The sequence below is a fragment of the Microcystis sp. M20BS1 genome (assembly GCF_020245305.1).
GTDB lineage: Bacteria > Cyanobacteriota > Cyanobacteriia > Cyanobacteriales > Microcystaceae > Microcystis > Microcystis ichthyoblabe_A.
In genome coordinates, this window is sequence record NZ_JADBUZ010000072.1 from 29,828 (window position 1) to 53,241 (window position 23,414).

The 23,414-nt window shown below is 46.8% G+C and carries 15 protein-coding genes; 8 read left to right on the forward strand and 7 right to left on the reverse strand.

Annotated features, from left to right (window positions below):
* Window positions 1–58 precede the first annotated feature (58 nt).
* From infB to rimP, 4 genes are all read right to left on the reverse strand, one after another.
* Entirely contained in the window at window positions 59–3,091 is a 3,033-nt protein-coding gene (gene infB, locus IM507_RS07365) for a translation initiation factor IF-2 (protein WP_002739404.1), read from the reverse strand.
* A 111-nt stretch (window positions 3,092–3,202) separates the two neighbouring features.
* On the reverse strand, window positions 3,203–3,484 hold the full coding sequence (locus tag IM507_RS07370; protein ID WP_002738851.1) for a YlxR family protein: 282 nt from the start codon (window positions 3,482–3,484) through the stop codon (window positions 3,203–3,205).
* Complete coding sequence (gene nusA, locus IM507_RS07375) at window positions 3,481–4,677, reverse strand: transcription termination factor NusA (protein WP_002738721.1); 1,197 nt, start codon at window positions 4,675–4,677, stop codon at window positions 3,481–3,483. Before nusA ends, IM507_RS07370 begins: the two co-directional genes overlap by 4 nt.
* Window positions 4,678–4,963: 286 nt before the next feature.
* Window positions 4,964–5,434, reverse strand: coding sequence for a ribosome maturation factor RimP (gene rimP / locus IM507_RS07380; protein ID WP_002738969.1), 471 nt, complete (start codon window positions 5,432–5,434; stop codon window positions 4,964–4,966).
* Between the two features lie 213 nt (window positions 5,435–5,647).
* Here rimP and ftsH point away from each other — a divergent pair, with 213 nt between their 5' ends.
* Complete coding sequence (ftsH, locus tag IM507_RS07385) at window positions 5,648–7,543, forward strand: ATP-dependent zinc metalloprotease FtsH (RefSeq protein WP_002739047.1); 1,896 nt, start codon at window positions 5,648–5,650, stop codon at window positions 7,541–7,543.
* An 84-nt stretch (window positions 7,544–7,627) separates the two neighbouring features.
* Here the strand turns inward: ftsH and IM507_RS07390 are convergent, their stop codons facing one another.
* Complete coding sequence (locus tag IM507_RS07390) at window positions 7,628–8,416, reverse strand: response regulator transcription factor (RefSeq protein ID WP_002739319.1); 789 nt, start codon at window positions 8,414–8,416, stop codon at window positions 7,628–7,630.
* Between the two features lie 381 nt (window positions 8,417–8,797).
* On the opposite strand from IM507_RS07390, the gene IM507_RS07395 reads away from it, so the two are divergent.
* Window positions 8,798–10,093 carry a Glu/Leu/Phe/Val family dehydrogenase gene (locus IM507_RS07395; RefSeq protein WP_287636834.1) on the forward strand — a complete coding sequence of 432 codons (1,296 nt, stop codon included), beginning with the start codon at window positions 8,798–8,800 and terminating at the stop codon, window positions 10,091–10,093.
* A gap of 131 nt (window positions 10,094–10,224) precedes the next feature.
* On the forward strand, window positions 10,225–12,957 hold the full coding sequence (locus IM507_RS07400; RefSeq protein ID WP_287636841.1) for a cation-transporting P-type ATPase: 2,733 nt from the start codon (window positions 10,225–10,227) through the stop codon (window positions 12,955–12,957).
* Window positions 12,958–13,349: 392 nt separating this feature from the next.
* Here the strand turns inward: IM507_RS07400 and IM507_RS07405 are convergent, their stop codons facing one another.
* Both IM507_RS07405 and IM507_RS07410 read right to left on the reverse strand, forming a co-directional pair.
* Complete coding sequence (locus tag IM507_RS07405; protein ID WP_287636835.1) at window positions 13,350–16,454, reverse strand: efflux RND transporter permease subunit; 3,105 nt, start codon at window positions 16,452–16,454, stop codon at window positions 13,350–13,352.
* Between the two features lie 76 nt (window positions 16,455–16,530).
* Window positions 16,531–17,208, reverse strand: a complete 678-nt coding sequence (locus IM507_RS07410; protein WP_002738550.1) for a C40 family peptidase — start codon at window positions 17,206–17,208, stop codon at window positions 16,531–16,533.
* Between the two features lie 650 nt (window positions 17,209–17,858).
* Here IM507_RS07410 and IM507_RS07415 point away from each other — a divergent pair.
* The 5 genes from IM507_RS07415 to IM507_RS07435 all read left to right on the forward strand — a co-directional run bounded on the left by IM507_RS07415 (window position 17,859) and on the right by IM507_RS07435 (window position 23,257).
* Complete coding sequence (locus IM507_RS07415; protein WP_287636836.1) at window positions 17,859–19,247, forward strand: LCP family protein; 1,389 nt, start codon at window positions 17,859–17,861, stop codon at window positions 19,245–19,247.
* Window positions 19,248–19,249: 2 nt separating this feature from the next.
* Window positions 19,250–19,750 (forward strand): pentapeptide repeat-containing protein, encoded by a 501-nt coding sequence (locus IM507_RS07420; RefSeq protein ID WP_002739277.1) that lies wholly within the window; start codon window positions 19,250–19,252, stop codon window positions 19,748–19,750.
* 331 nt (window positions 19,751–20,081) lie between these two features.
* Window positions 20,082–20,669, forward strand: coding sequence for an anthranilate synthase component II (locus IM507_RS07425; RefSeq protein ID WP_002739409.1), 588 nt, complete (start codon window positions 20,082–20,084; stop codon window positions 20,667–20,669).
* 61 nt (window positions 20,670–20,730) lie between these two features.
* A complete protein-coding gene (locus IM507_RS07430; RefSeq protein ID WP_002739400.1) occupies window positions 20,731–21,540 on the forward strand; it encodes an MBL fold metallo-hydrolase in 810 nt (269 codons plus the stop codon).
* 79 nt (window positions 21,541–21,619) lie between these two features.
* On the forward strand, window positions 21,620–23,257 hold the full coding sequence (locus IM507_RS07435; RefSeq protein ID WP_287636837.1) for an ABC transporter permease: 1,638 nt from the start codon (window positions 21,620–21,622) through the stop codon (window positions 23,255–23,257).
* The last annotated feature ends 157 nt before the right edge of the window (window positions 23,258–23,414 follow it).

Genomic DNA, 23,414 nt, shown 5'->3' on the forward strand with positions numbered 1-23,414 from the left:
TATGACTGATAACTGATAACTGATAACTGACTCCCGACTCCCGACGGTTCAAGTGTAATTAACTGGATAAAGTGCGACGTTTCATGACCATTTCGTAGGCTTCGATAATGTCGCCTTCTTTCCAGTCATTGAATTTAGAAACACCGACACCGCACTCGAAACCGGTGGCTACTTCCCGGGCATCTTCCTTCATCCGTTTGAGGGAATCAAGAACCCCCTGATAAACAATTTCCTTGCCGCGACGCACGCGCAGGAAGCGATTCCGCACCAGTTTACCAGATTGGACATAACAACCAGCCACGGCCCCACGACCGACGGTGAAGACGGCCCGCACTTCGGCAAAACCGAGGTGTTCTTCCACTTCTTCGGGGTCGAGAAGACCTTCCATCGCCCCTTGAATATCATCGAGAAGCTTGTAGATGATATTGTAATCGCGGATATCAACTCCTTCCCGATCGGCGGATGCTCTGGCTCCACTGGCAAGGGTGGTATTAAAACCCACCACCACCGCACCACTAGCGGCGGCCAGATCCACATCGGTTTCGGTGATTTCCCCCGGAGAGGCGAGGAGAACCCGAATCTGCACTTCGTTTTGGGGTAACTGTTTGAGCGCACCGAGGATAGCCTCAACGGAACCTTGCACATCTGCCTTGAGGATAAGATTAAGTTCCTTGAGTTGTCCTTCTTGAGCTTGGATAGAGAGGGTGCTAAGGCTAACGCGACGGGAGGAGAGGGCCTGTTGTAAACGGGTGTTGCGTTGTTCGATCGCCCGTTGATCAGCGATTGATCGGGCCTCTTTTTCACTTTCATAGACATCGAACTCATCGCCGGCGGCCGGAACATCACTAAGACCGAGGATTTCCACGGCAAAGGAGGGGGTGGCCGCTTCGACTTTTTGGCCGCGATCATCGATCATCGCCCGAATTTTGCCGAAAACCGAACCAGCGACGATGCTATCACCGACGCGGAGAGTGCCATTCTGGACGAGCAGGGTAGCCACGGGACCTTTGGTGCGATCGAGGTTAGCTTCGATCACGGTTCCCTTAGCCAAGCGATCGGGGTTAGCAACCAATTCCTCTACTTCTGCCACCAAGAGAATCATTTCCAGCAGATTATCGAGATTTTCCCCCCGCAGGGCGCTAACGGGAACCATGATCGTCTCACCGCCCCAATCTTCGGCCACCAGTCCCTGTTCGGTCAATTCCTGTTTAATTCGGTCGGGGTTAGCCGAGGGTTTATCGACTTTGTTAATCGCCACCACGATGGGGACTTCGGCAGCCCTGGCGTGACTAATTGCCTCTTTCGTTTGGGGTTGTACACCATCATCGGCGGCCACCACCAGCACCGCTATATCGGTGACTCTCGCCCCACGGGCCCGCATGGCGGTAAAAGCTTCGTGGCCGGGGGTATCCAAAAAGACAATCTGTTCCGGTTTGCCGTTATGTTCCACATCGACGTGGTAAGCGCCGATGTGCTGGGTGATGCCGCCGGCTTCTCCTTGGGCGACTTTGGTTTTGCGGATCGAGTCGAGGAGGGTGGTTTTACCGTGGTCAACGTGACCCATAATGGTGACGACGGGGGGACGACGCTGGAGACTTTCCCAGTCGGAGACATCGATCATCTCCGTGGTTTTGATCGCCGCCGACTGGGTGCTGGGGGTTTCCACGGTCATCTCGAAGTCCCTGGCGATCATTTCGATCGTGTCCACGTCGAGAGTTTGGGTGATATTAACCGCCATCCCTTTAAAAAATAGGGTTCTGATGATCTCGGTTTCCGGGACTTTCATCAATTCCGAGAGGTCGCGCACGGTAAGACTGCCGGTGATGACGATGCTTTCCGGGCGTTTTTCCTCTTGGGGTTCTTGACGCTCGCTTTTCGGGCTGCCAGTGTGGGCGGTTGGTTTACTGGGCCGCTTAACTTTGACTGCTGTTGGGGTGCCAGGGGTGGCAGCTTTAGCGCTGGGCGGTTTGGGGGGACGAGCGGTGGAAAGGGTAAAACTGGGGCTATTGATTAACCCGGATAGTTCCGATTCTAGATCATCGTCATCTTCAAAGAGAGCTTGGGTGCGGCGTTTGTTTTTGCCAGCAGTTTTGGCGGTTTTGGCCGCTTTTTTCTCTTCTTCTTCTTCTTCTTCCCAGCTAGATTTTTTGGCCATGCGAAGGGGCATGGTCGGTCGTTTGAGTTTTTTGGGCCCGTCTGCTCCGAGCAATCCGGTATCTGTATCGATTTCTGTGCCATCAACACCGGATTTCTTGGTGGTGTCGGTTTCTTCCTCGCCAGTAGCCGAGATTTTAGCGGGCATACCGGGGCGAACCGGGCGCTTCAATTCCACCGTCTCCCGCACTTCTCTAGCTGGTTCCGCCAGTTTCGGGCTTTTTCCGTCGGGTTTGCGGTTGAGGGTCGGTTTTTCTGGTTTAGCCAAGCTAACCCTGCGCTCAGGACTAGGGGCGTTTTCACTCTCGCCGCGCTCGCGTTTTTCTCCCCGCGGCCTGTCGTTACTGCCGGCGGCATTTTTAGATCGGGGTTCTGGCCGGCCCGAGGCGATGCCCGGGCGTGGTTTCGGGGTGAGGGAGGGTCGATTAGGTGGGGCGATTAAGCTGGGGGATACTTCTGGCACTAGCGGGGTTTCGGTCGGGGTTTCTTTAACACTGGCGGACTGAGATGGCATCTGTGCAGCGGTGGGGGGAGTTTTTTCGGCCGCACCGTCGCGCCCTGGGGCAGCAACGAGGGGTTTAACTGGGGGACGGGGAGGACTGATTAAAGTCGGTTTAGCTGAGGAACCGGCAGGTCCGGGATAGATTTCCCCTTCTTCGCCAGTTTCGGGGCGGTTGTGTTTATGCAGGGCTAAAATCTTTTGTTTTTTTTCTTCGGCAGGACTAACCGATTCTCGCTGACCCGTACTATTTTTACTGGTACTCGAAACAACTCCCTTCGCAGCAATTGCCTTGATGCGTTGGGCATCCTCTTCGCTGATCGTGCTACTGTGGCTCTTGTACTCGATGTTCAACTGGTCACAGATGTCCAAAATGTCTTTGTTGTCTAGATTCAATTCTTTTGATAAATCGTAAATTCTGACTTTCGCGTTACTCATCCATTATCCCCCGGCTAAAGTGTTAGTGATCCTATAAGTTGGCTGATTTTTTGATCCTGTCAGGACTGCCCCCTTTCCATGGTAACGATTTTGTGGCTATGATCGTCAATTTTAATCCTGATTTGGACGACCTTGTTTGGCAGTCCCGAGGCGCTCTTGCAAGGATTCATAGAGCGTTTCGGGAATATTGGCTTTTAGGGCCCGTCCGAGACGATTTTTTTGCCGGGCCAGTTGTAGGCAATTAGGTTGCGGACAGATATAGGCAGCCCTTCCCATGCCTTGATCTAATTGTATCTGTCCAGACGGGTGTAGTCGGACAATTCGCCAAAAGGATTCCTTCGGGGCGAAGAGACGGCAGCTAATACAGCGTCGATAATTGACGAAGGGGTTCATTCTTGGTCTAAATCCTGCGCTTCTGGGTCGGTTTCATCGGTTTTTACCTCTTGTTCTCCTTTATACAGGGCGATATCCTTAATATCGATTTTCCAGCCCGTCAGACGGGCGGCTAAACGCACGTTCTGCCCTTCTTTGCCAATCGCTAAACTTAATTGATCCTGGGCTACCAGTACCAATGCTTGTCTTTCTTCGGCATTAGTGAACAAAACTTGGTCAATGCGGGCGGGACTAAGGGCATTGGCGATGTAGGTGGCGGGATCTGGAGACCAGCGAATCACGTCGATTTTTTCGCCCCGCAATTCGTTCACCACGGCTTGAATCCGCGAACCTCTGGCCCCAATACAGGCCCCAACCGGATCCACGTCTCTTTCTAGGGTATCGACGGCGATTTTTGTCCGCGAACCAACGTGACGGGAGGGGGGATTAGCTTCCCGAGCGACGGCGACAATACGCACGATTTCCTCCTCGATTTCGGGAACTTCGTTGGCGAACAAATATACTACCAAGCCTGCCGCCGCTCTGGAAACAATTAATTGCGGGCCGCGTTGAGAACCTTCCAAGACTTTTTTGAGCAGAACTTTAAAGGTGGCGTTGGCGCGATAGTTATCGTTGGGCAGCTGTTCCCGTTTGGGTAGTTCTGCTTCCACTTCCGGTTGACCGTAGGTACTTTGTACCATGACAATGGCGGCCTGTCTTTCAAAACGGACGACCCGGGCCTGTAAAACGGTTCCTTCCAGATCTTGGAACTCCTCTTGAATCATTTTGCGTTGGTTATCCCGCAGTTTTTGCAGTAAAACCTGTTTAGTTTGAATCGCCGCCATGCGACCAAATTCTCTTTGGTCGGGGGTGACATCAAGAACTACTTCATCCCCTAATTGGGCTTCATCGGCCACTTCCTGTACTTCTTTGAGACCGATGTGATGGTCGGGATTGGTCACTTCTTCCACAATAGTTTTAGTAGAAAGGATGCGAAACCCTTCTTCTTCTACGTCTAATTCCACATCAAAGTTATTGAAATAATCTTCATGAAATTGAGCGGCTTTTTCTAAACTTTGGGCGCGGCGATAACGTTCGTAACCCTTGATAAGTGCCTCACGCAAAGCCTCCTGTACGGCATTTTTGGGCAGATTATGTCGTTGGCTAATTTCTTCGAGCATTATTTTTAAACCGGGCAAATTAACGGTAGCCATAATTATTTTTTCTCCTTACTTTTGAGTTATTAGTTTTTTATCTGTCAGCCTTGTATCAGTTATCAGTTATCAGTTATCAGATGTAAGTTATCAGTTATCAGATGTAAGTTTTAAGTTAATCAGTTAGTTATAGCGTTTCCTGTTCGCAAGAAGTACATTGTCGATGGTGAAAAGCTTAATCAGCAAAGGTTTAACTGTACCACACAGGTGTGAGAAACGCTATAGTTATTTATCTTCATCCTTATCCCTGTTTACTGTTTACTGTTTACTGTTTACTGATTACTGATTACTGATGATCCCGCTGCTCATCTAAACGGACGCTGATTACAGTGGTGCGATCGATGGTCAGGGAGCGACCCTTTTGGTTAAGATAAATAGATTGCTCATCTCTACCTTGCAGTTTTCCGCGCCATTCTTTTGGTTTTCCCTGGCTATCTTGGCCGGTAATGATGACGGGAAAACCTTTAAAAGACTGAAATTCACGCTCACTGCTCAGTTGTCGAGAAATGCCGGGGCTAGATATTTCCAAAACGTAGGCACCGGGTAAGATTTCTTGACTGTCGAGGGCGGTTTCTAAAGACCGACTCATCTGCTCACAGTCCTCTAAACCAGTATCTCCCGCAAGATTGCGAATATCAACGCGCAGGACGGGAGGCCTTTTATTGGTTTGGAAAACGATATCGACCACTTCTAGCCCCAAGTTTTCAGCGATAGGGGTGGCTAGGTGCAGCAGGTCGGGGATGAGCGGATGGGTCATGATTTAGACAATAAAAAAAGCGGGCGAAACCCACTTCCCTAAACTGTTAGTGATTGGGATAGGCAGTTGTTAGACCACCTAGCTGAATACAGTATAGCAAAAAACCGTCATCACTATTTGCCCTCAGGGTCTTGCCGGGGAAAAACAGAACAGTGGTCACGATCGAGTCGATCTGTCACAATGAATACAGGGTAACTAGATATAGAGTCAATTATGGATCAAAAATCTCCACTCACCGTAGTTAGAGCCAAGTCAGCTAAGAATCGTGGTCATCGGCCAGTATGGAAAGGGATTGTCAGCACTTGGATGATTCTGCAAACCTTTGGCCATGTCAATCCTGCTTGGAGTCAAAAAAAACCAAATACCCTCACCTACGGTGAATTGTTAGAGAAAATCGAGCAAGGCAAGGTAAAAAAGGTGGAAATCAATCCTTCTTTGCAGCAGGCAGCAGTTACCCTCGTCGGTCAAACGGATAAGGATACCCCGAAAGAAGTTAATTTATTTGACCAAAATCCCGAATTAATCAAGAAACTCGATGCTAAAAAAATTGAGTATGGTATTCTCCCCACCACTGACAATTCGGCCTTGATCAATGTTCTCACTAACCTGTTAGTGATTATTATCGTCTTGGGATTATTGGTGTTTATTATCCGTCGTTCTGCCAATGCTTCCGGTCAAGCGATGAACTTCGGTAAATCAAGGGCGCGGTTTCAGATGGAGGCGAAAACTGGCATAGAATTCAATGATGTGGCCGGTGTGGATGAGGCCAAGGAAGATCTAGAGGAAGTGGTAACATTCCTCAAACAACCGGAAAAATTTACGGCTATTGGTGCGAAAATCCCCAAAGGAGTCCTGTTAATTGGTCCCCCGGGGACGGGAAAAACTTTATTGGCTAAAGCGATCGCAGGAGAGGCGGGAGTACCTTTTTTCAGCATCTCCGGGTCGGAATTTGTGGAGATGTTCGTCGGGGTTGGTGCGTCGCGAGTGCGAGATTTGTTCCGAAAAGCCCAGGAAAATGCCCCTTGTTTGGTTTTTATCGATGAAATTGATGCCGTTGGTCGTCAACGAGGGATCGGTTATGGGGGAGGTAATGATGAACGGGAACAAACCCTGAACCAATTATTGACGGAAATGGACGGTTTTGAGGTCAATACTGGCATTATCGTCATTGCCGCCACCAACAGGCCTGATGTTTTGGATTCGGCCTTGCTGCGTCCGGGTCGTTTTGACCGACAGGTGGTGGTGGATTATCCAGATTCTAAGGGACGTTTGGCCATTTTGGAGGTCCATTCTCGCGATAAAAAGGTGGCTGCTGATGTGGCTCTGGAGGCGATCGCCCGGCGCACCCCCGGTTTTACCGGGGCAGATTTGGCTAATATGCTCAACGAAGCGGCGATTTTTACTGCCAGACGGCGCAAAGAGGCGATTACGATGGAGGAGGTCAACGATGCGATCGATCGGATTGTGGCCGGTATGGAAGGGCGCGCTTTAGTGGATAGTAAAGCCAAGCGTTTGATCGCCTATCATGAAGTTGGCCATGCGATTGTCGGTACTCTCTGTCCCGGCCACGATCAAGTGGAAAAAGTCACCCTGATTCCCCGGGGTCAAGCGCAGGGGTTAACTTGGTTCACTCCCGATGAAGAACAGGGTTTAACCAGTCGTTCCCAGTTGTTGGCCCGAATTGCGGGATTATTAGGGGGACGGGTGGCGGAGGAATGTGTCTTCGGTGAGGATGAAGTGACCACCGGTGCCGGTAATGATATTGAAAAAATTACCTATCTGGCCCGACAGATGGTAACGCGTCTGGGAATGTCGGAATTGGGATTGATTGCCCTAGAGGAGGATGGTAATTCCTATCTCGGTGGTGCTGGCGCTGGTTATCATGCCGACCATTCTTTCGCGATGATGGCGAAAATTGATGCACAAGTGCGGGAACTTGTCAAGCAATGCCACGATTTAGCAACAAAACTTATCCTTGACAATCGTATGGCGATTGATCGCTTGGTGGAGATACTGATTGAACAGGAAACCATTGACGGCGACGAATTCCGGCGTTTATTGACGGAATTTCAGCAACAAGCGGATCGGTCAATGGTGACTATGGTTTAATTTGCCCTTCGTCTCCTTGCTTCATTCAGTGGTTAGGAGACGATTTCAGCCAAAAATCTGCTAATCAGTCGGACAAAGCCAGAATTAACGACTAACATTGTGAGCGGGGATTTTACTCATGGAATGACCGTTATGATTGCCTTTGGTGGAAGCAATAATATTAGCTTCTAAAGCTGAATTGATCTCGGCCAACATTTCTAGATTGAAACGATAGCCGACGTTGCGGACGGTTTGAATTAAATTAGGTTGTCTGGGATCGGTTTCGATTTTTTTCCGCAGAGAGAGAACATGAGTATCAATTGTCCGGGGGTTATCGATTTCCTCGGGCCAAGCGCGACGCAGTAAATCGGCTCTTGATAGGGGTGTTCCCTCCGCTTGGGCTAAAACGTAGAGTAGGCTAAATTCTTGGGGCGTTAATTCGATATACTCCCCGCGAAATTGTACCCGTCTTTGGGCTAAATCTATTTTTAATTGTCCATAATCCAAGTGTAGGGGAGCAGCCCTACCGCCTAAACGACGGGTTAACACTTCTACCCTAGCCATAAATTCTTGCATTCCAAAGGGCTTTTTCAGGTAGTCGTCGGCCCCGGCTTTTAAACCATTGACCACATCTTTTTCGCCATTGCGGGCCGAGAGAATCAGTATTAGAGAATGTTTTTGTTGATAAAGCCAACGGCAGAGTTCGATTCCATCCCCGTCGGGTAAGTCGGAATCGATAATTGCTAAGGTTGGTTGACGGTGAAGGAAAGCTTGACGCGCACTTTGCAGGTTTGCCGATTGATTGACCAAATAGCCGGCCTGTTGCAGATGCCAAGCTAATAGCGATCGCAAGTGCGGGTTGCCCTCAACAATAGAAATATGGATCGATACCACTTGAGTTTCTGCCCCATTACTGCACAGATTGACACATTGTCAGGGTATCAGAATTAATGTCAAGATGTTGTAACAATCGTAACATTCGTCAGCCGTCAGCTTTTTAGCTATCAAGCATCGGTGGTCGGTGGTCGATGGCAAATTAGGTTACATTTCATCTTTGTATCGTTGACAATTAAAATTAAATGGAATTAAGCGATCGCATCCTCTTGGTGGATGATGTACCAGAAAATCTCTTACTCACTGAAGTTAACTCAACACTAACCTTGTTTGAGAACACTGGTAGGCAATTCCCGCCCATGGTTAATTAAGAAAAATAAACTGTAGTGAAATATACGGTTTTGACCTGTTCTAATGGGGATAGATAGGGGAAAAAAAATCATGTCGAAATCACTCTTTACCGATGCCAGCAGTCGCTTAGAACGGGCCCTTAAGTATGTCTCCATTTCCGATGATGCGATCGAGCGGTTAAAATATCCCAAAGCTAGTCTTAGCGTCTCCATACCCGTCCGTATGGACAACGGCACTTTAAGAATCTTCCAAGGCTACCGCGTCCGCTACGATGACACCCGCGGCCCCGGCAAGGGGGGTGTGCGCTATCATCCCAACGTCAGCATTGATGAGGTGCAGTCCCTGGCCTTTTGGATGACCTTTAAATGCGCCCTGCTGGATTTGCCCTTTGGTGGGGCTAAGGGCGGCATTACCCTAAATCCGAAAGAATTGTCAAAAGCCGAGTTAGAACGCCTTAGCCGGGGCTATATCGAGGGTATAGCCGACTTTATCGGTCCCGATGTCGATATTCTTGCCCCCGATGTCTATACCAACGAGATGATCATGGGTTGGATGATGGACCAGTACAGCATCATTCAGCGTAAAATTAGTCCGGCGGTGGTGACGGGGAAACCTTTAACCATGGGAGGCAGTCGCGGCCGCGATACGGCGACGGGAACGGGGGCTTTTCATGTTATTAACTCTCTTTTGCCGAAATTAGATAAAAAACCCGCTAATACTACCGTAGCCGTGCAAGGATTCGGTAACGCTGGGGCTGTAGTAGCGGATCTCCTCGCCAAAGCCGGTTATCAAGTGGTGGCGGTAAGTGATTCCCAGGGCGGCATTTATCGGGAAAAAGGCCTAGATATTGCCAGTATTCGTGAGTATAAACAGGAACATCGCGGAATTACTGCTATTTACTGTGAGGGTACTGTGTGTAATATCTTAGAACACGAGGCGATTAGTAATGAAGAATTATTAGCCCTAGATGTGGATGTTTTGATTCCGGCTGCCCTAGAAAACCAAATTACCGCCGAAAATGCCGATCGCGTGCGGGCAAAATATATCTTTGAAGTGGCCAACGGTCCCACTACCTCAGAAGCCGATCGCATTTTAGACTCAAAAGGAATTCTCGTTTTCCCCGATATTTTGGTTAACGCGGGTGGGGTAACGGTGAGTTATTTTGAATGGGTGCAAAATCGCAGCGGTCTTTATTGGCAATTAAACGAGATAAATGAGCGCTTAAAAGAAAGAATAGTGACAGAAGCCGAAAAAGTCTGGTCTTTCGCTCAGGAATTCGATATATCTCTGCGTACCGCCGCCTACGCCCACGCTATTGATCGTCTCGGTGAAGCCCTAGATGCCAAGGGAACCCGCGACTATTACCAAAATAAGACGAGAGCTTAAGGTCGTCGGTCGTCAGGAAATAGGGTGATAGGGTTTTGGGGTGATAGGGTGATGAGACAGCTTCCCCACTTCCCCACACCCTGTCCCCAGGAAAAACTTTTTGCCGCAAACCCTAAATATGGTCGAGCATGATGCCAGTTCAATTATCGTTGCCGTTGTATCATCAACTTTCTCAACCAGAGGTGATTGAATACTTGACCAGCGATGGGTCAACGGGCTTATCAGCAGAAGAAGTGGCTAGTCGCTACGAAAAATATGGCCAGAATGAACTGCGATTTAAGCCGGGGAAACCAGCTTGGCTGAGATTTTTGGGGCAATTTCATCAGCCACTACTCTATATTCTCCTGCTTGCGGGTACTATTAAGGCATTTTTAGGGTCTTGGACGAATGCCTCGGTGATTTGGGGAGTTAACCTGATCAATGCCATTATTGGCTATGTGCAGGAAGCTAAGGCGGAAGGTGCGATCGCTTCCCTAGCCAAGGCCGTAACCACAGAAGCGACCGTGTTGCGAGAGGGACAAACCCTCCGGATTCCATCTCGGGATTTGGTGCCGGGAGATATCGTTTTATTGGCATCGGGGGATAAAGTACCGGCGGACTTGAGGCTGCTGAAAGTCCGCAATTTGCAGGTGGATGAGTCTGCCCTGACCGGGGAATCCTTGCCCGGGTCAAAAGCGATCGAACCCTTACCCGGGGATACGCCCCTAGCAGAACGGACAAACATGGCCTACGCAGGGAGTTTTGTTACCTTTGGACAGGGCAAAGGGATTGTTGTCTCTACGGCCAACGCCACCGAAGTGGGGCAGATTTCCCAGTCGATGGAAAGCCGAGTCAGCCTTAGCACACCCCTGACCCGTAAATTTGCCCAATTTAGCCGCACCCTACTCTACGCAATTTTGACCCTAGCAACCTTGACCTTTGCCATCGGGTTAGGACGGGGGAAATCTTGGATCGATATGTTTGAAGCTGCCGTTGCCCTGGCAGTGAGTGCGATTCCAGAAGGGCTGCCGGCAGTGGTAACGATTACCTTGGCAATTGGGGTCAACCGCATGGCCCGTCGTCATGCGATTATTCGTAAACTGCCCGCAGTGGAAGCATTGGGGAGTGCGACCGTCATTTGTTCCGACAAAACTGGAACCCTAACGGAAAATCAAATGACTGTACAGTCGATTTATACTGAAGGGCAATATTACGCCGTTAGTGGTGGTGGCTATAGTCCCAAGGGCGAAATTAGTCTGATTACCGATGGCAACCCCAGCAGCCCATTTGCAGAGGAATTACCGCCGGCCCTGGGGGATTGTCTGGTAGCTGGTTTGCTTTGTAATGACTCCGGGCTAAAACAAAGGGGAGAAGATTGGTCAGTGGTGGGGGATCCTACGGAAGGGGCGCTGATTGCGGCCGCTGCCAAAGCAGGTCTCAGTCAATTGGGGCTATTGTCTTTAACCCCACGATTGGATGCAATTCCCTTTGAATCTGAGTACCAATACATGGCAACCCTGCATGATGGGATACCTCGTCTGATCTATGTCAAGGGATCGGTTGAGTCGCTAATGCGTCGTTGTTCCCAGATGATCGATCGCTATGGTCAGATGACCGCGCTGAACGCCCAACAGATCGAGCAAGCGGTAGAAACGATGGCAGGGCAGGGTTTACGGGTGCTTGCCTTCGCCAAAAAAGCAGCCGCGACCCATCAGCATTCTATCGACCATGAGGATATCGAAACAGGCTTGGTGTTTCTAGGATTACAGGGCATGATTGACCCGCCTCGTCCAGAGGCGATCGCTGCCGTTCATGCCTGTCAAACTGCCGGGATTCGGGTCAAGATGATTACTGGTGATCATCTTGTCACGGCACGGGCGACCGCGGAACGGATGGGCATTAAAACGGCAGCACAAGTCTTAGCATTTGAGGGAAAAGAATTAGCGCAAATGGATAATCATCAACTGGCCCAAGCGGTGGTCGATGGATCGGTATTTGCCAGGGTTGCCCCTACCCAAAAACTGCAACTGGTGGAAGTACTCCAGTCTCAAGGGGAAATCGTGGCGATGACCGGCGATGGTGTCAATGATGCGCCGGCTCTCAAGCAGGCCGATATCGGCATTGCCATGGGGAAAGGGGGAACGGAAGTCGCCAGGGAATCTGCTGATATGCTCCTCACTGATGATAACTTTGCCTCGATCAAGGCCGCTGTCGAAGAAGGACGCACCGTTTATCAAAATTTACGCAAAGCGATATCTTTTCTCTTGCCTGTCAATGGTGGCGAATCGATGACGATTCTGATCAGTACCTTACTAGCACGAGATTTACCCATCCTCTCCCTACAAGTACTCTGGTTGAACATGATCAACTCGGTCACGATGACTGTTCCCCTGGCCTTTGAAGCAAAATCCCCCAGCATTATGCAGTCACCACCACGCAATCCCAATGAACCTTTGATCACCAAAAAACTATTGCGCCGAATTTTGGCTGTTTCATTGTTTAACTGGATTCTGATTTTTGGTATGTTTGAGTGGGCTAAATCGACCACAGGAGATATTGCCGTTGCCCGCACAATGGCAATTCAATCCCTTGTGGCAGCACGGGTTATCTATCTGCTCAGTATCAGCCAATTAGGGATGAGCCTAGTGGACTACCTACGTCGTCAGTCAACCTCGATTACTAATGCACCAATCCTAATTTTGGGGATTGTGGCTGCTGTTGCCCTACAAATTTTGTTTAGTCAATGGGGGGTGATGAACAGTCTGTTTGCAACGGCGACCCTAACCGCTTATCAATGGCTAATCTGTTTGTTGCCGATGCCGCTCATGGTACTTTGGGCAATTTTTGCCAATGTTATCGATCCTCCTGATTGTCAGGGGAAATAACTAGGGTTTGCGGCAAAAAGTTTGTTGGTGGGGTTAGAAGTAAGGAGCCGGTCGTCGGTCGTTTGAGGCTTTGTTGCCCTCTCTTTTTGTACCAGTTTATGTACTAAAAGAAGGATAATGCAAGGTTTTTGGCTCTCCCCGGTTTGGTGGGTAAAATGTATTCTAAGATACATTCCTCCTAGCGAGGGGGTGGAACGAACCACAAAGACACAAAGATCGATCGATCCTATGTAAGTCAAACTTATCACACAGAACCTAGAAGAGCCTAATTTTTACTTATCTGTAGCCAACATTGGGTTAGGAGACAGTATTCTCCGAGTCGGGAGTCAGCTTTATTCTCCCCACACCCCACACCCCACACCCCACACCCCACACCCCACTGTGCAGGGGGATTATTTTCTAGAGAATAAAACGTAAAAACAGGGAATAATAAACAGAGTTAACAGAGTTGCTAAAGACAAACCCGAAAAAACGACAATTCCTAAAGGTTGCAGGAATTCCCCCCCCTCTCCTAATCCTAAAGCGAGGGGAAATAAACCTAAAACCGTGGTCACGGTAGTCATTAAAATCGGTCGTAAACGTTGGGGAGCGGCCTTTAAAATGGCTTGTAGTCGAGTAAAACCGAATTCTTGCCGCAATTGATTGGCTAATTCCACCATAATAATCCCGTTATTAACCACAATCCCCACCAATAACACCACCCCGACGATGACAATGGCATTAATCGGGGTTTTGGTCAAATATAGTCCAAAAATTCCCCCCGCTAGGGCCAAAGGAACGGTTAACATAATCACCAAAGGGTCTATGAGCGAGTTATACTGGACGGCCATGACTACAAAGACTAAAAATACCGATAAACCCGCTAATAAACCCAAAGAACCCTGAATTTCTTGATTAGAGATGGCAGCAGCACTGGGTAAAATGCTGATACCATCGGGTAAGGGAGTGGAATTTAAAACCGATTGTACCCCTGCGAGTGCGTCACTTAATTTCGCACCCTCGACTAAACTGCCGATAATAATAAAAACTTGACGCTGATTAATTCTCTGGATGACTGCTGGGGTTTTTCCCCCTTCAATCCTAGCGATATCTGCTAATTTTAAGTCTTCTTGCCTATTGACAAAAATAGGTATTTGTGAGATATCACTAATTTTTTGCCGCGAGTTGGGGTCCAATTGCACTCGGATATCGATTAATCTTTCTCCCCGTTGCAGTTGGGTGGGGATTGATCCTTGAATAGCGGTCCGTAGCGTTTGTCCCACTTCCAGGGTACTCAATCCCAAACTATTTAAGCGGGTCCAATCGGGTTTAATCTGGATTTCCGGTTGTCTGGGGTCAGCATCGGGACGAAAACGCGCACTAGGGACTTTTTCATCGAGAATACTGAGGATTTCTTCACCAGCTTGCTCTAAAGTTTTCCCATCTCGTCCCTGTAACATCACATCCACGTCAGCACCAACGGAGGGAGAGTTATTAAGAATAATACCGCGCACTTGACCGGGGGTGAGACGCAAACGCACGTTAACGAGGTTTAATTGCTCTAGTGCTTTGCTCATGCGTTCGATATACGCTTCTGTATTAGTGCCTTGTTTGAGATTAATCGTACTAGAACCGCGCAAAATATTTTCATTGGTAGTTGTGCCAAAAAGAGAACCGCCACTGGTAGTAAAAACGTACTTAGTCTCTGGTTGTGATAATAAAATCTTTTCTACTTCCCGCATCACCTGACGGTTAGTATTTAAATTGGTACCAGGGGGAAATTGAGCAAAAACGTTCACCTGTCCGGTTTGAATACGACTAAAGACTTCCTGGGGGATATATTGCCAGAGATAGAAACTACTTCCCCCTAAAATTAAAAAGGCCAGCAGGATAACAGGTATTCTGTAGTGGATGATTTTAGCTAAAAAACGACCGTAGAGGATGGTTAAACCTTCTAGACGTTGACTAAAGACTTTTAAGAGCCAAAATCGCTGAATGCCACTAGAAACCCGCATATTTAACAAACGACTGGCCAACATGGGAACAACGGTTAACGCACACAGGAGAGAAGCAGCCACAGCAAAACTGATAGTGAGGATAATCTCGTTAAACAGTAGGGAAATAAAACCACCCAGTAATAAAAATGGCAGGATAGAGACGAGATTAGTCGCAGTGGAGGCCACTAAAGCGGATTCTACCTCTTGGCTGCTATTCCGGGCAATTTCTAAAAAATCTCGCTTATTTTGGTTTTGACTAACTTTGAGGGCAATATTTTCCAGCATGACGATGGAATTATCCACCACGATACCCACCCCTAGGGCCAATCCTCCCAAACTAAACACATTTATCGATAACCCGAATAACTTCATACAGATAATTGCGACGAGGGTAGAAAGAGGAATCGCTAGGATAATGATAAAAGTCTGTCGCAGGGAACCGAGAAAGACGAATACAGTCAATCCTGCTAGAATTGTCCCCGCTAGTCCCGAAGAAACCACGTTATTAACCGCGTTTTGGATAAATACAGACTCATCGCTAGTGGGGACGACTTGTATTCCCCCGGTCATTAACCCGGATTTTTTTAATTCTGTAATGCGTTTTTTGACCCCTTCTACCACAGCAATCGTGTTCGCATTCGGTTGTTTTTGGACGCTAACCCTGACGGCATTTTTTCCATTTAGGGTGACAAAAATTCTTTGTTCTTCTGTCCCATCGATAACTCTGGCCACATCCCGCAGATAGATTTTTTCTTCGGGATTATTACTATCGGTCAGTGCTAAATCTTGGATATCCGCTACGTTTTTAAATTTCCCCACCGCACGGGTTAAAGGTTCCCCAGTTTCTCCCTCTAGTCGGCCCCCAGAGATGTCCTGATTGCGTCTTTTTAGGGTGTCTAAAACCTGATTTAATCCCACTCCCAGAGATTGTAATCGCTGCAGGTCAATATTAACTTGAATTTCTTCTCTAACTCCCCCAATCACGTCCACCACTGCAACTCCTCCCACAAATCCTAATTCTCTCCCTAATTCTTCATCAGCAAATAATCTTAAATCTTTTAGGGGTAGGGTATCAGAAACGAGAGCAAATTCATAGACGGGTAAACGAGAGGGTTCAAATTTGTTTAAGCGCGGTTCCTCAATAATATCGGGTAAATTTTGTCGGACACGATTAAAACTTTCGGTAGCTTCATTTAAAGCGACATTTAAATCTCCCCCTGGTTGAAAAAATAAATCTACTCGCATCCTTCCCTCGCGAGTTTCTGAATAAACTTGCACTACTCCCTCGGTGGCACTCATTCCTTCTTCTAGGGGTTTAGTTACTTCTTCGAGAATAACTTCCGGGGAAACTCCCGGGACATTCATCCTTAAACTAATGCGAGGATAAGTGATAGAAGGAAGCAAATCTACTTGTAAACGATTTAGAAAAAAAAGACCGATGATGATAACTGCTATAGTTAACATCAATACTCCTATGTGACGACGAATTGATAGACCGCTTAGGGAGATGTTTTCTAACATGATTACCTATGGGGGAGAGTAAACAGTGAACAGTAAACAGTAAACCCATAACTGATAACTGATAACTGATAACTGATTAATTGTGCATAACTCGACCGAAACTCCATAATTTTTGATAATAATGACGACTGACGCTATCCCTATCATCGGTGAGTAGATTGATAGCGATACCATTGTTACCTGTTTCTTTTCCTGAACTGTGGATATATTGATTATTCCCTAGATATAAAGCCACATGATTAACTCTTTTATCACCAAAGAAAATTAAATCTCCTGGGAGTAATTCCTCTCGGTTTATTTTTTGACAAAAAGCCTCCTGTTGATAGGAATCCCTCGGCAACCAAATGCCAAAAGTGGCAAAAGCAGCCTGGATTAATCCTGAGCAATCGTAATTAGGTGCAAGGGTTCCACCCCAGAGATAATGATTGGTACAATTCATTGCTTCCTGAGTAAAAGAGATAATCTCAGGAATATGTTTTTCTATGTCCGAACGAGTTAGAGGAATTTTTTGATAAGCTGTGGTGGCCGCCGCAATTGCATCTAAATCTTCTCTGCATAACCAAGCTAAATAATTATCTTCCCTTAGCTGAATTTGTAGCCCTTTTTCGGTAATTTCTAGGGAAATAAATTTTAATTTTCTTCCCCGTTGTGCTTGGGTAGCTAACTCTTGACAACTGGGAGAATTGTAGAGATTTAAGTCTCTTAGACAGAGATATTCCTGGGTAGATGATGGGGGAAGGGAGATGATTTGCATAAAAAATAGCTCAGAATTTATTGACAGAAAAAACTGCATTACTAGCCAAAAGCAAAGGGATAACAACGAGGAGAATAACCTTAGTTCGTTCTGTCATCTTCAAGTTTCCACCTCTCTTAATTCGGCTCTCTTATTCTTTGTGTGAGCAGTTTAACTTACTATAGAAGCGATCAATCTTTGTGTCCTCTGTGTCTGGAGTGGTTCCTTCCACTCGCTCGCCAGCAGGACTGTATCTTAGAATACATTTTACCCACCAAACCTAAGAGAGCCTTAATTCTTGGCCATAAAGATAATCTATAACCGAACTGAATCCCTGAAAAATTATTAAACCTATGGCATAATTAACCTTTCAGGGTTCAAAAACTGCAAAAATAAGGCTTAAATGGCATACAATCGGTGAATAGAGCGTTTAATCGTTTATTATTCGTTTTTAATTTTCCTGACTACTGGCTACTGGCTACCGACACCTAACCCTAACAACAATTTTTGATTTTTACAACAGGTCTAGGATAGCCAGTTCCTTAACAATATGTTACGATAGCCGGCGAGAGGGGGTGGCCAATATCTGGAACTTTTGCTCTAGAGATAGATTCTAGGGATCAACAGTCACCTCCTAGAGTAAGCTTTTAATCAGATGTTGAGGTTAGTCTATGGCCAATGTTTCCGGGCGGTTTGAAAAGCAAGAATACAGCCAAAACTCAGAAAATACCGTCGCGGTGGTCAGTTCAGTCATGTCCGGTTTAAAAAAAGCATCTCCCCTGCAAAAGGGCTTATTTTGGGGAATAACCCTCAGTTTTACCGCCCTAGTTTCCGCCACTGTTGGGGCTGCCGTCGCTTTAATTAGTCCCTTACCCGCACCAATTGGGGCCATCTTCCAAAAAACATCTTTTCCCATCCAAACAGACATCCTTGAGGATCAAGCTTGGAATAGCTTAATCAATCAGCAGCTTTCTCGTCCTGTTAATATTTTAGTTATGGGCATCGATCGAGTTTTAGATGCCAAAAACAGCGACGATGTATTTAAAGGTCGCAGCGATACCATGCTCCTAGTGCGCTTCGATCCTAGCGATAAAACCGTGAGAATGTTGTCTATCCCTCGCGATAGCCGCGTCAGAATCCCCGGCCACGGTTTCACTAAAATCAACGATGCTAACGTTCACGGTGGACCAACTCTAGCGGCAGAAGTGGTCAATAATACTTTAGGGGATGTCACCGTTGATCGCTATGTGCGGGTGACTACCGATGCCTTTAAGGAATTAGTCGATTTAGTCGGGGGTATAGAGGTTTATGTACCCGAACGAATGTATCATAAAGATGTCACCCAAAAATTAGAAATTGATTTACAAGAGGGTTGGCAAAATCTCAACGGCGACCAAGCAGAACAATTTGCCCGTTTTCGTAACCCGCAATACGGCGATATTGGTCGCGTACAAAGACAACAAATTTTATTAAAAGCACTTCAAAAAAAGATTTTTAGTCCGACAATTCTCCCCAGTCTCCCGAAAGCAGTACAGGTTTTACAACAATATATCGATACGAACTTAAGCGTCGAGGAAATGCTGGCTATCGCCAATTTTGGCCGGGAAATTAAACAGGATAACTTAAGAATGATCCTACTCCCCGGCCGGTTTAATAACCTCGAGGAATACGATGGTCGCAGTTATTGGATTTTGAACCGTCGCGAAATTAGAACCATTGTGGCTAATAATTTTACCGATAACTATGGGGGGGGAGAAACCTCCGTTTATAGTCTGCGGATTGCCATTCAAAATGCCACCAATACCAAAGGTTTAGCCCGTCGTACTCGTGATTATCTGGCCAAACAGGGCTACACAAATGTTTATATTAGCGATGACTCCTCCCAAAAGCTAGAAACCACGGCGATTATTGCCCAAAAAGGTGATATTCAGTCCGCTAACCTCTTGAAAAATCAATTGGGAATCGGTAAAGTAGAATCATCCTCCACTGGTGCTTTAGACTCAGACCTAACTATTCGGGTGGGTGATGATGTGGCCCAGTTTTTTGACGCTCAACAGTAACAATGTTGAAAAATTTTTTCAGTCTGGTTTTAATTATTTTGCTGGCGATTCTTTGGCTACTTTTCGCGGCCCGTCCGGTGGCCTTGGCCCAAGATAAAACGATTAACTATAGTTTTGCCCAGCTGCAAGATCGGGATTTTTCCCATCAGGATTTGCGCGGAGGGGTTTTCGCAGCTGCCGCAATGCGGGGAGTTAACCTAGAAGGGTCCGATTTATCCTATAGCATTCTCACCGAGGCTGTCCTCTTAAAAGCTAACTTAAAAGGGGCCGATTTAACCGCCTCTTTGGTAGATAGAGTTACCCTCGATTTTGCCGATTTAACTAACACTATTTTTACCGATGCGATCGCTACTCGCAGCCGTTTTTATGACACAATTATTACTGGGGCCGATTTCACTAACGCGGTCATTGATAACTATCAGGTCAAGTTAATGTGTGAACGGGCCGATGGCATTAATCCAGTCACAGGAGTGGCCACCAGGGATAGTTTAGGCTGTAATTAGGGTTTGCTGAATAAATCTAAAAACCTTGTTGGGTAATAATTTTAGACTTTTTATCAATCAAAAAGTACCAGATCTGGGAGTGATCGGGGGGAAAATCCCTAGACTTTTTCCCTGAAAATTAGGTAATTGACCCCCTCAAAACCCCACACCCCACACCCCACACCCTGTCCCCACAAAAAACTTTTTGCCGCAAACCCTAATTAGCAATTCCGGGCAGATTCTGGCTGACGGCACAAAAATAGCCTACCCCCTACACTCCGGCTATCTCGATCAAGACAGCAGGGGTGTAGAATGAAAATACTGAGCGAGGCTAGAGAAAGGAGAGAGACTCTTGATAATCGTCATCGATAACTATGATAGTTTTACCTACAATTTAGTCCAGTATTTGGGAGAATTAGCCTCCGAGTTCCCGATCGCCTTGCCGATCGAGGTCTATCGTAATGATAAAATCGATCTGGCCACGATCGAACAAATGCGGCCGGATGGGATTGTCATTTCCCCCGGTCCTGGTCGTCCGGTCGATGCGGGCATATCTCTGGAATTAATCGCCAAATTTGGCCCCCATTTGCCGATTTTGGGGGTCTGTCTGGGTCATCAAAGTATCGGTCAGGTATTCGGGGGGGATGTGGTCCGGGCCCCGGTCTTGATGCACGGCAAAACTTCCCCAATCTATCACAACAGTGAAGGGGTATTTCAAGGCTTAGAAAATCCTTTTACTGCCACCCGTTACCATAGTTTAGTGATCGATCGCTCCACCATGCCGGATAATTTAGAGATCACGGCCTGGGTGGAAGATGGCACGGTCATGGGAGTCCGTCATCGGGATTACCCCCAGATTCAAGGGGTACAATTCCATCCCGAAAGTATTTTAACCACTGCCGGCAAGGAACTTTTAAGAAACTTTCTCCGATCCCTCTAGTGTTTACTAATCGCCAACCCCTGAAATTAACCTTAACTTGATTAATTCTGCATCTATATTTATGAAAAGGCGAGATTTTATCTTATCGGCGGGGACAAGTTTCTTAACCGTGGCAGTAAGCTCTGTTTTAGCGGAAACTAAACCCAAACCCACTAACCCCACTCCCGCTCAAAAACCCGATGATTCCCTCTTAGTTCAATGGTTGGGTCATAGTTGCTTTTTATTCACCGGAGGAGGACAAAGAGTCCTAGTTAATCCCTTCCGGGCCATTGGTTGTACGGCGGGTTTTCCTTTGCCAAAAGTAGAAGCAGATATCGTTTTAATTAGTAGTCAACTGTGGGATGAAGGGGCTGCCGAGGGTTTACCCGGTAATCCGAAAATTTTGTTTGAGCCGGGGGCCTACGATCTGGGTAAATTAAAATTCCAGGGTATTAGTATCGCCCATGATCGCATGGGAGGGCAACGTTTCGGCATGAATGTGGCCTGGCGTTGGACCCAAGCGGGGATTAGTATTGTCCATTTAGGGGGGGCAGCGGCCCCAATTGAATTAGAACAAAGAATTCTGCTGGGTTCGCCGGATTTAGCTTTTATTCCCGTGGGAGGTGGTCCAAAAAATTATAATCCCCAAGAGGCAAAACAGGCGATCGAAGTTTTACAACCGCGAATAGCTGTCCCGACGCAATACTTCACCAGTGCCGCCGATAAAAATGCCTGTGAATTGGTGTCTGTAGATGAGTTTCTCAAGTTAGTCAAGGATAAAAATATCCGTTTAATCGGGGACAATAAATTACGGATTCGTGCCGCCGATTTACCGAAAAAAGGGACGCTCATTCGCGTGTTTGACTACCGCAATCTGTTAGAGAAATCCTAACTTTTAGGAGCCATTGACCTAGGACTGCTTTAGAGCATCTCCTAGTTCTCTAAAAATTGCTTTAACAATCTTATTAAAAATGTTTTTGCTGAAAGAATCTCGCTCTTTTTTTAGACAGGGATGGACAATTGCAGTTTTACTAATTGCCCTGCTTGTTTCCCTGCCAATTTTATCGGTGGCCAGTAGTTTATTAACTAATTCCAGTCAAGTCTGGCAACATCTGATCGAAACTGTTCTCTGGGATTATCTAGTTAATTCTTTTTGGTTAATGTGCGGGGTGGGCAGCGGCGTTTTAATCATCGGTGTTGGCACCGCTTGGTTAATAACGATGTGTCAATTTCCCGGTCGTCAACAATTTCAATGGTTATTATTACTACCCCTTGCCGCTCCTGCCTATCTCTTGGCCTATACTTATACCAATATGATGGACTATTTTGGTCCGGTGCAGACGTTCTTAAGAAGTGTTTTCGCTTGGAATAGTGTCGAAGATTATTGGTTTCCTAATATCCGTTCTCTTTGGGGGGGGATTCTGATGTTAATACTGGTGCTTTATCCCTACGTTTATCTGTTAGCAAGGGTCGGTTTTTTAGAACAATCTGTCTGCACAGTGGAGGCAAGTCGCTCCCTGGGATGTAATCCTTGGCGCAGTTTTTTTACCGTCGCTTTACCCCTAACAAGACCGGCAATTATGGCAGGATTAGCCCTAGCTTTAATGGAAACTCTAAACGATTTTGGTACGGTGCAGTATTTCGGTATTAATGCTTTTACTACGGGAATTTATAATACTTGGTTCGGTATGGGTGATCGCATAGCGGCGGGACAGTTATCAACAGTTTTAATGGTATTTATCCTCGTTTTAGTTTTCCTTGAACAATCCTCCCGTCGTCAAGCTCGTTACTATGAAATGACCAATCGTTTCCAGTCACCGACTAAGTACGAACTAGGATTTGTTCGCAGTTTTTTGGCAATGTTATCCTGTTTTGTGCTGGTATTTATGGGGTTTATTGCCCCTGCTTTTTATCTAGCTTATCTAGCCTTTAATCATGCCCAAGAAACTTTTAATAATGACTTTTTTAGTCTCTCGGGAAACAGTTTTTTTCTGGCTAGTTTAAGCGCAATTATTGCGGTACTTTTAGCTTTAATTCTCGCCTACGGAGAAAGACTTAATCCGAATAAAACTCTTAAGGGTTCTGTGCGGATTGCGGCCGCTGGTTATGCTATCCCCGGCATTGTTATCGCCGTGGGGGTTTTAATTCCTCTCGGTAAATTAGATAACTTTTTCAATCAAGGATTAAATATCAATTTAATTCTGAGCGGCACGATTTTCTGTCTAATTTTTGCCTATATTGTCCGGTTTTTAGCCGTAGCTTTTTCCACATTAGAATCGAGTTTAAGTAAAATTAAACCTAGTTTAGATGATGCTTCCCGCAGCCTTGGCTATGGCACTGGTGCCACTTTAATTAAAGTGCATATTCCTCTTTTGTCGGGGGGGTTATTGACGGCAGCCATGTTAGTTTTTGTCGATGTGATGAAGGAATTACCGGCTACTTTGGTCCTAAGACCTTTTAATTTTGATACCCTAGCGGTGCGCGTTTATCAATACGCCAGTGATGAACGTTTGGTGGAAGCAGCAGCCCCGGCCCTGGCCATTGTCCTAGTGGGATTAATTCCAGTAATTTTTTTAAGTTGGCAAATTTCCCGACGGGCGATCGATTAAAGTGGTGGTCGATTCCTAGACCAGTTGGCGATCGGCCAGCAGCTTAGTTCTATTTAGGGTTTGCGGCAAAAAGTTTGTTGGTGGGGTTAGGAGACAGGAGACAGGAGACAGGAGATTATTTTATTTATTCTCCCCACACCCCACACCCCACACCCCA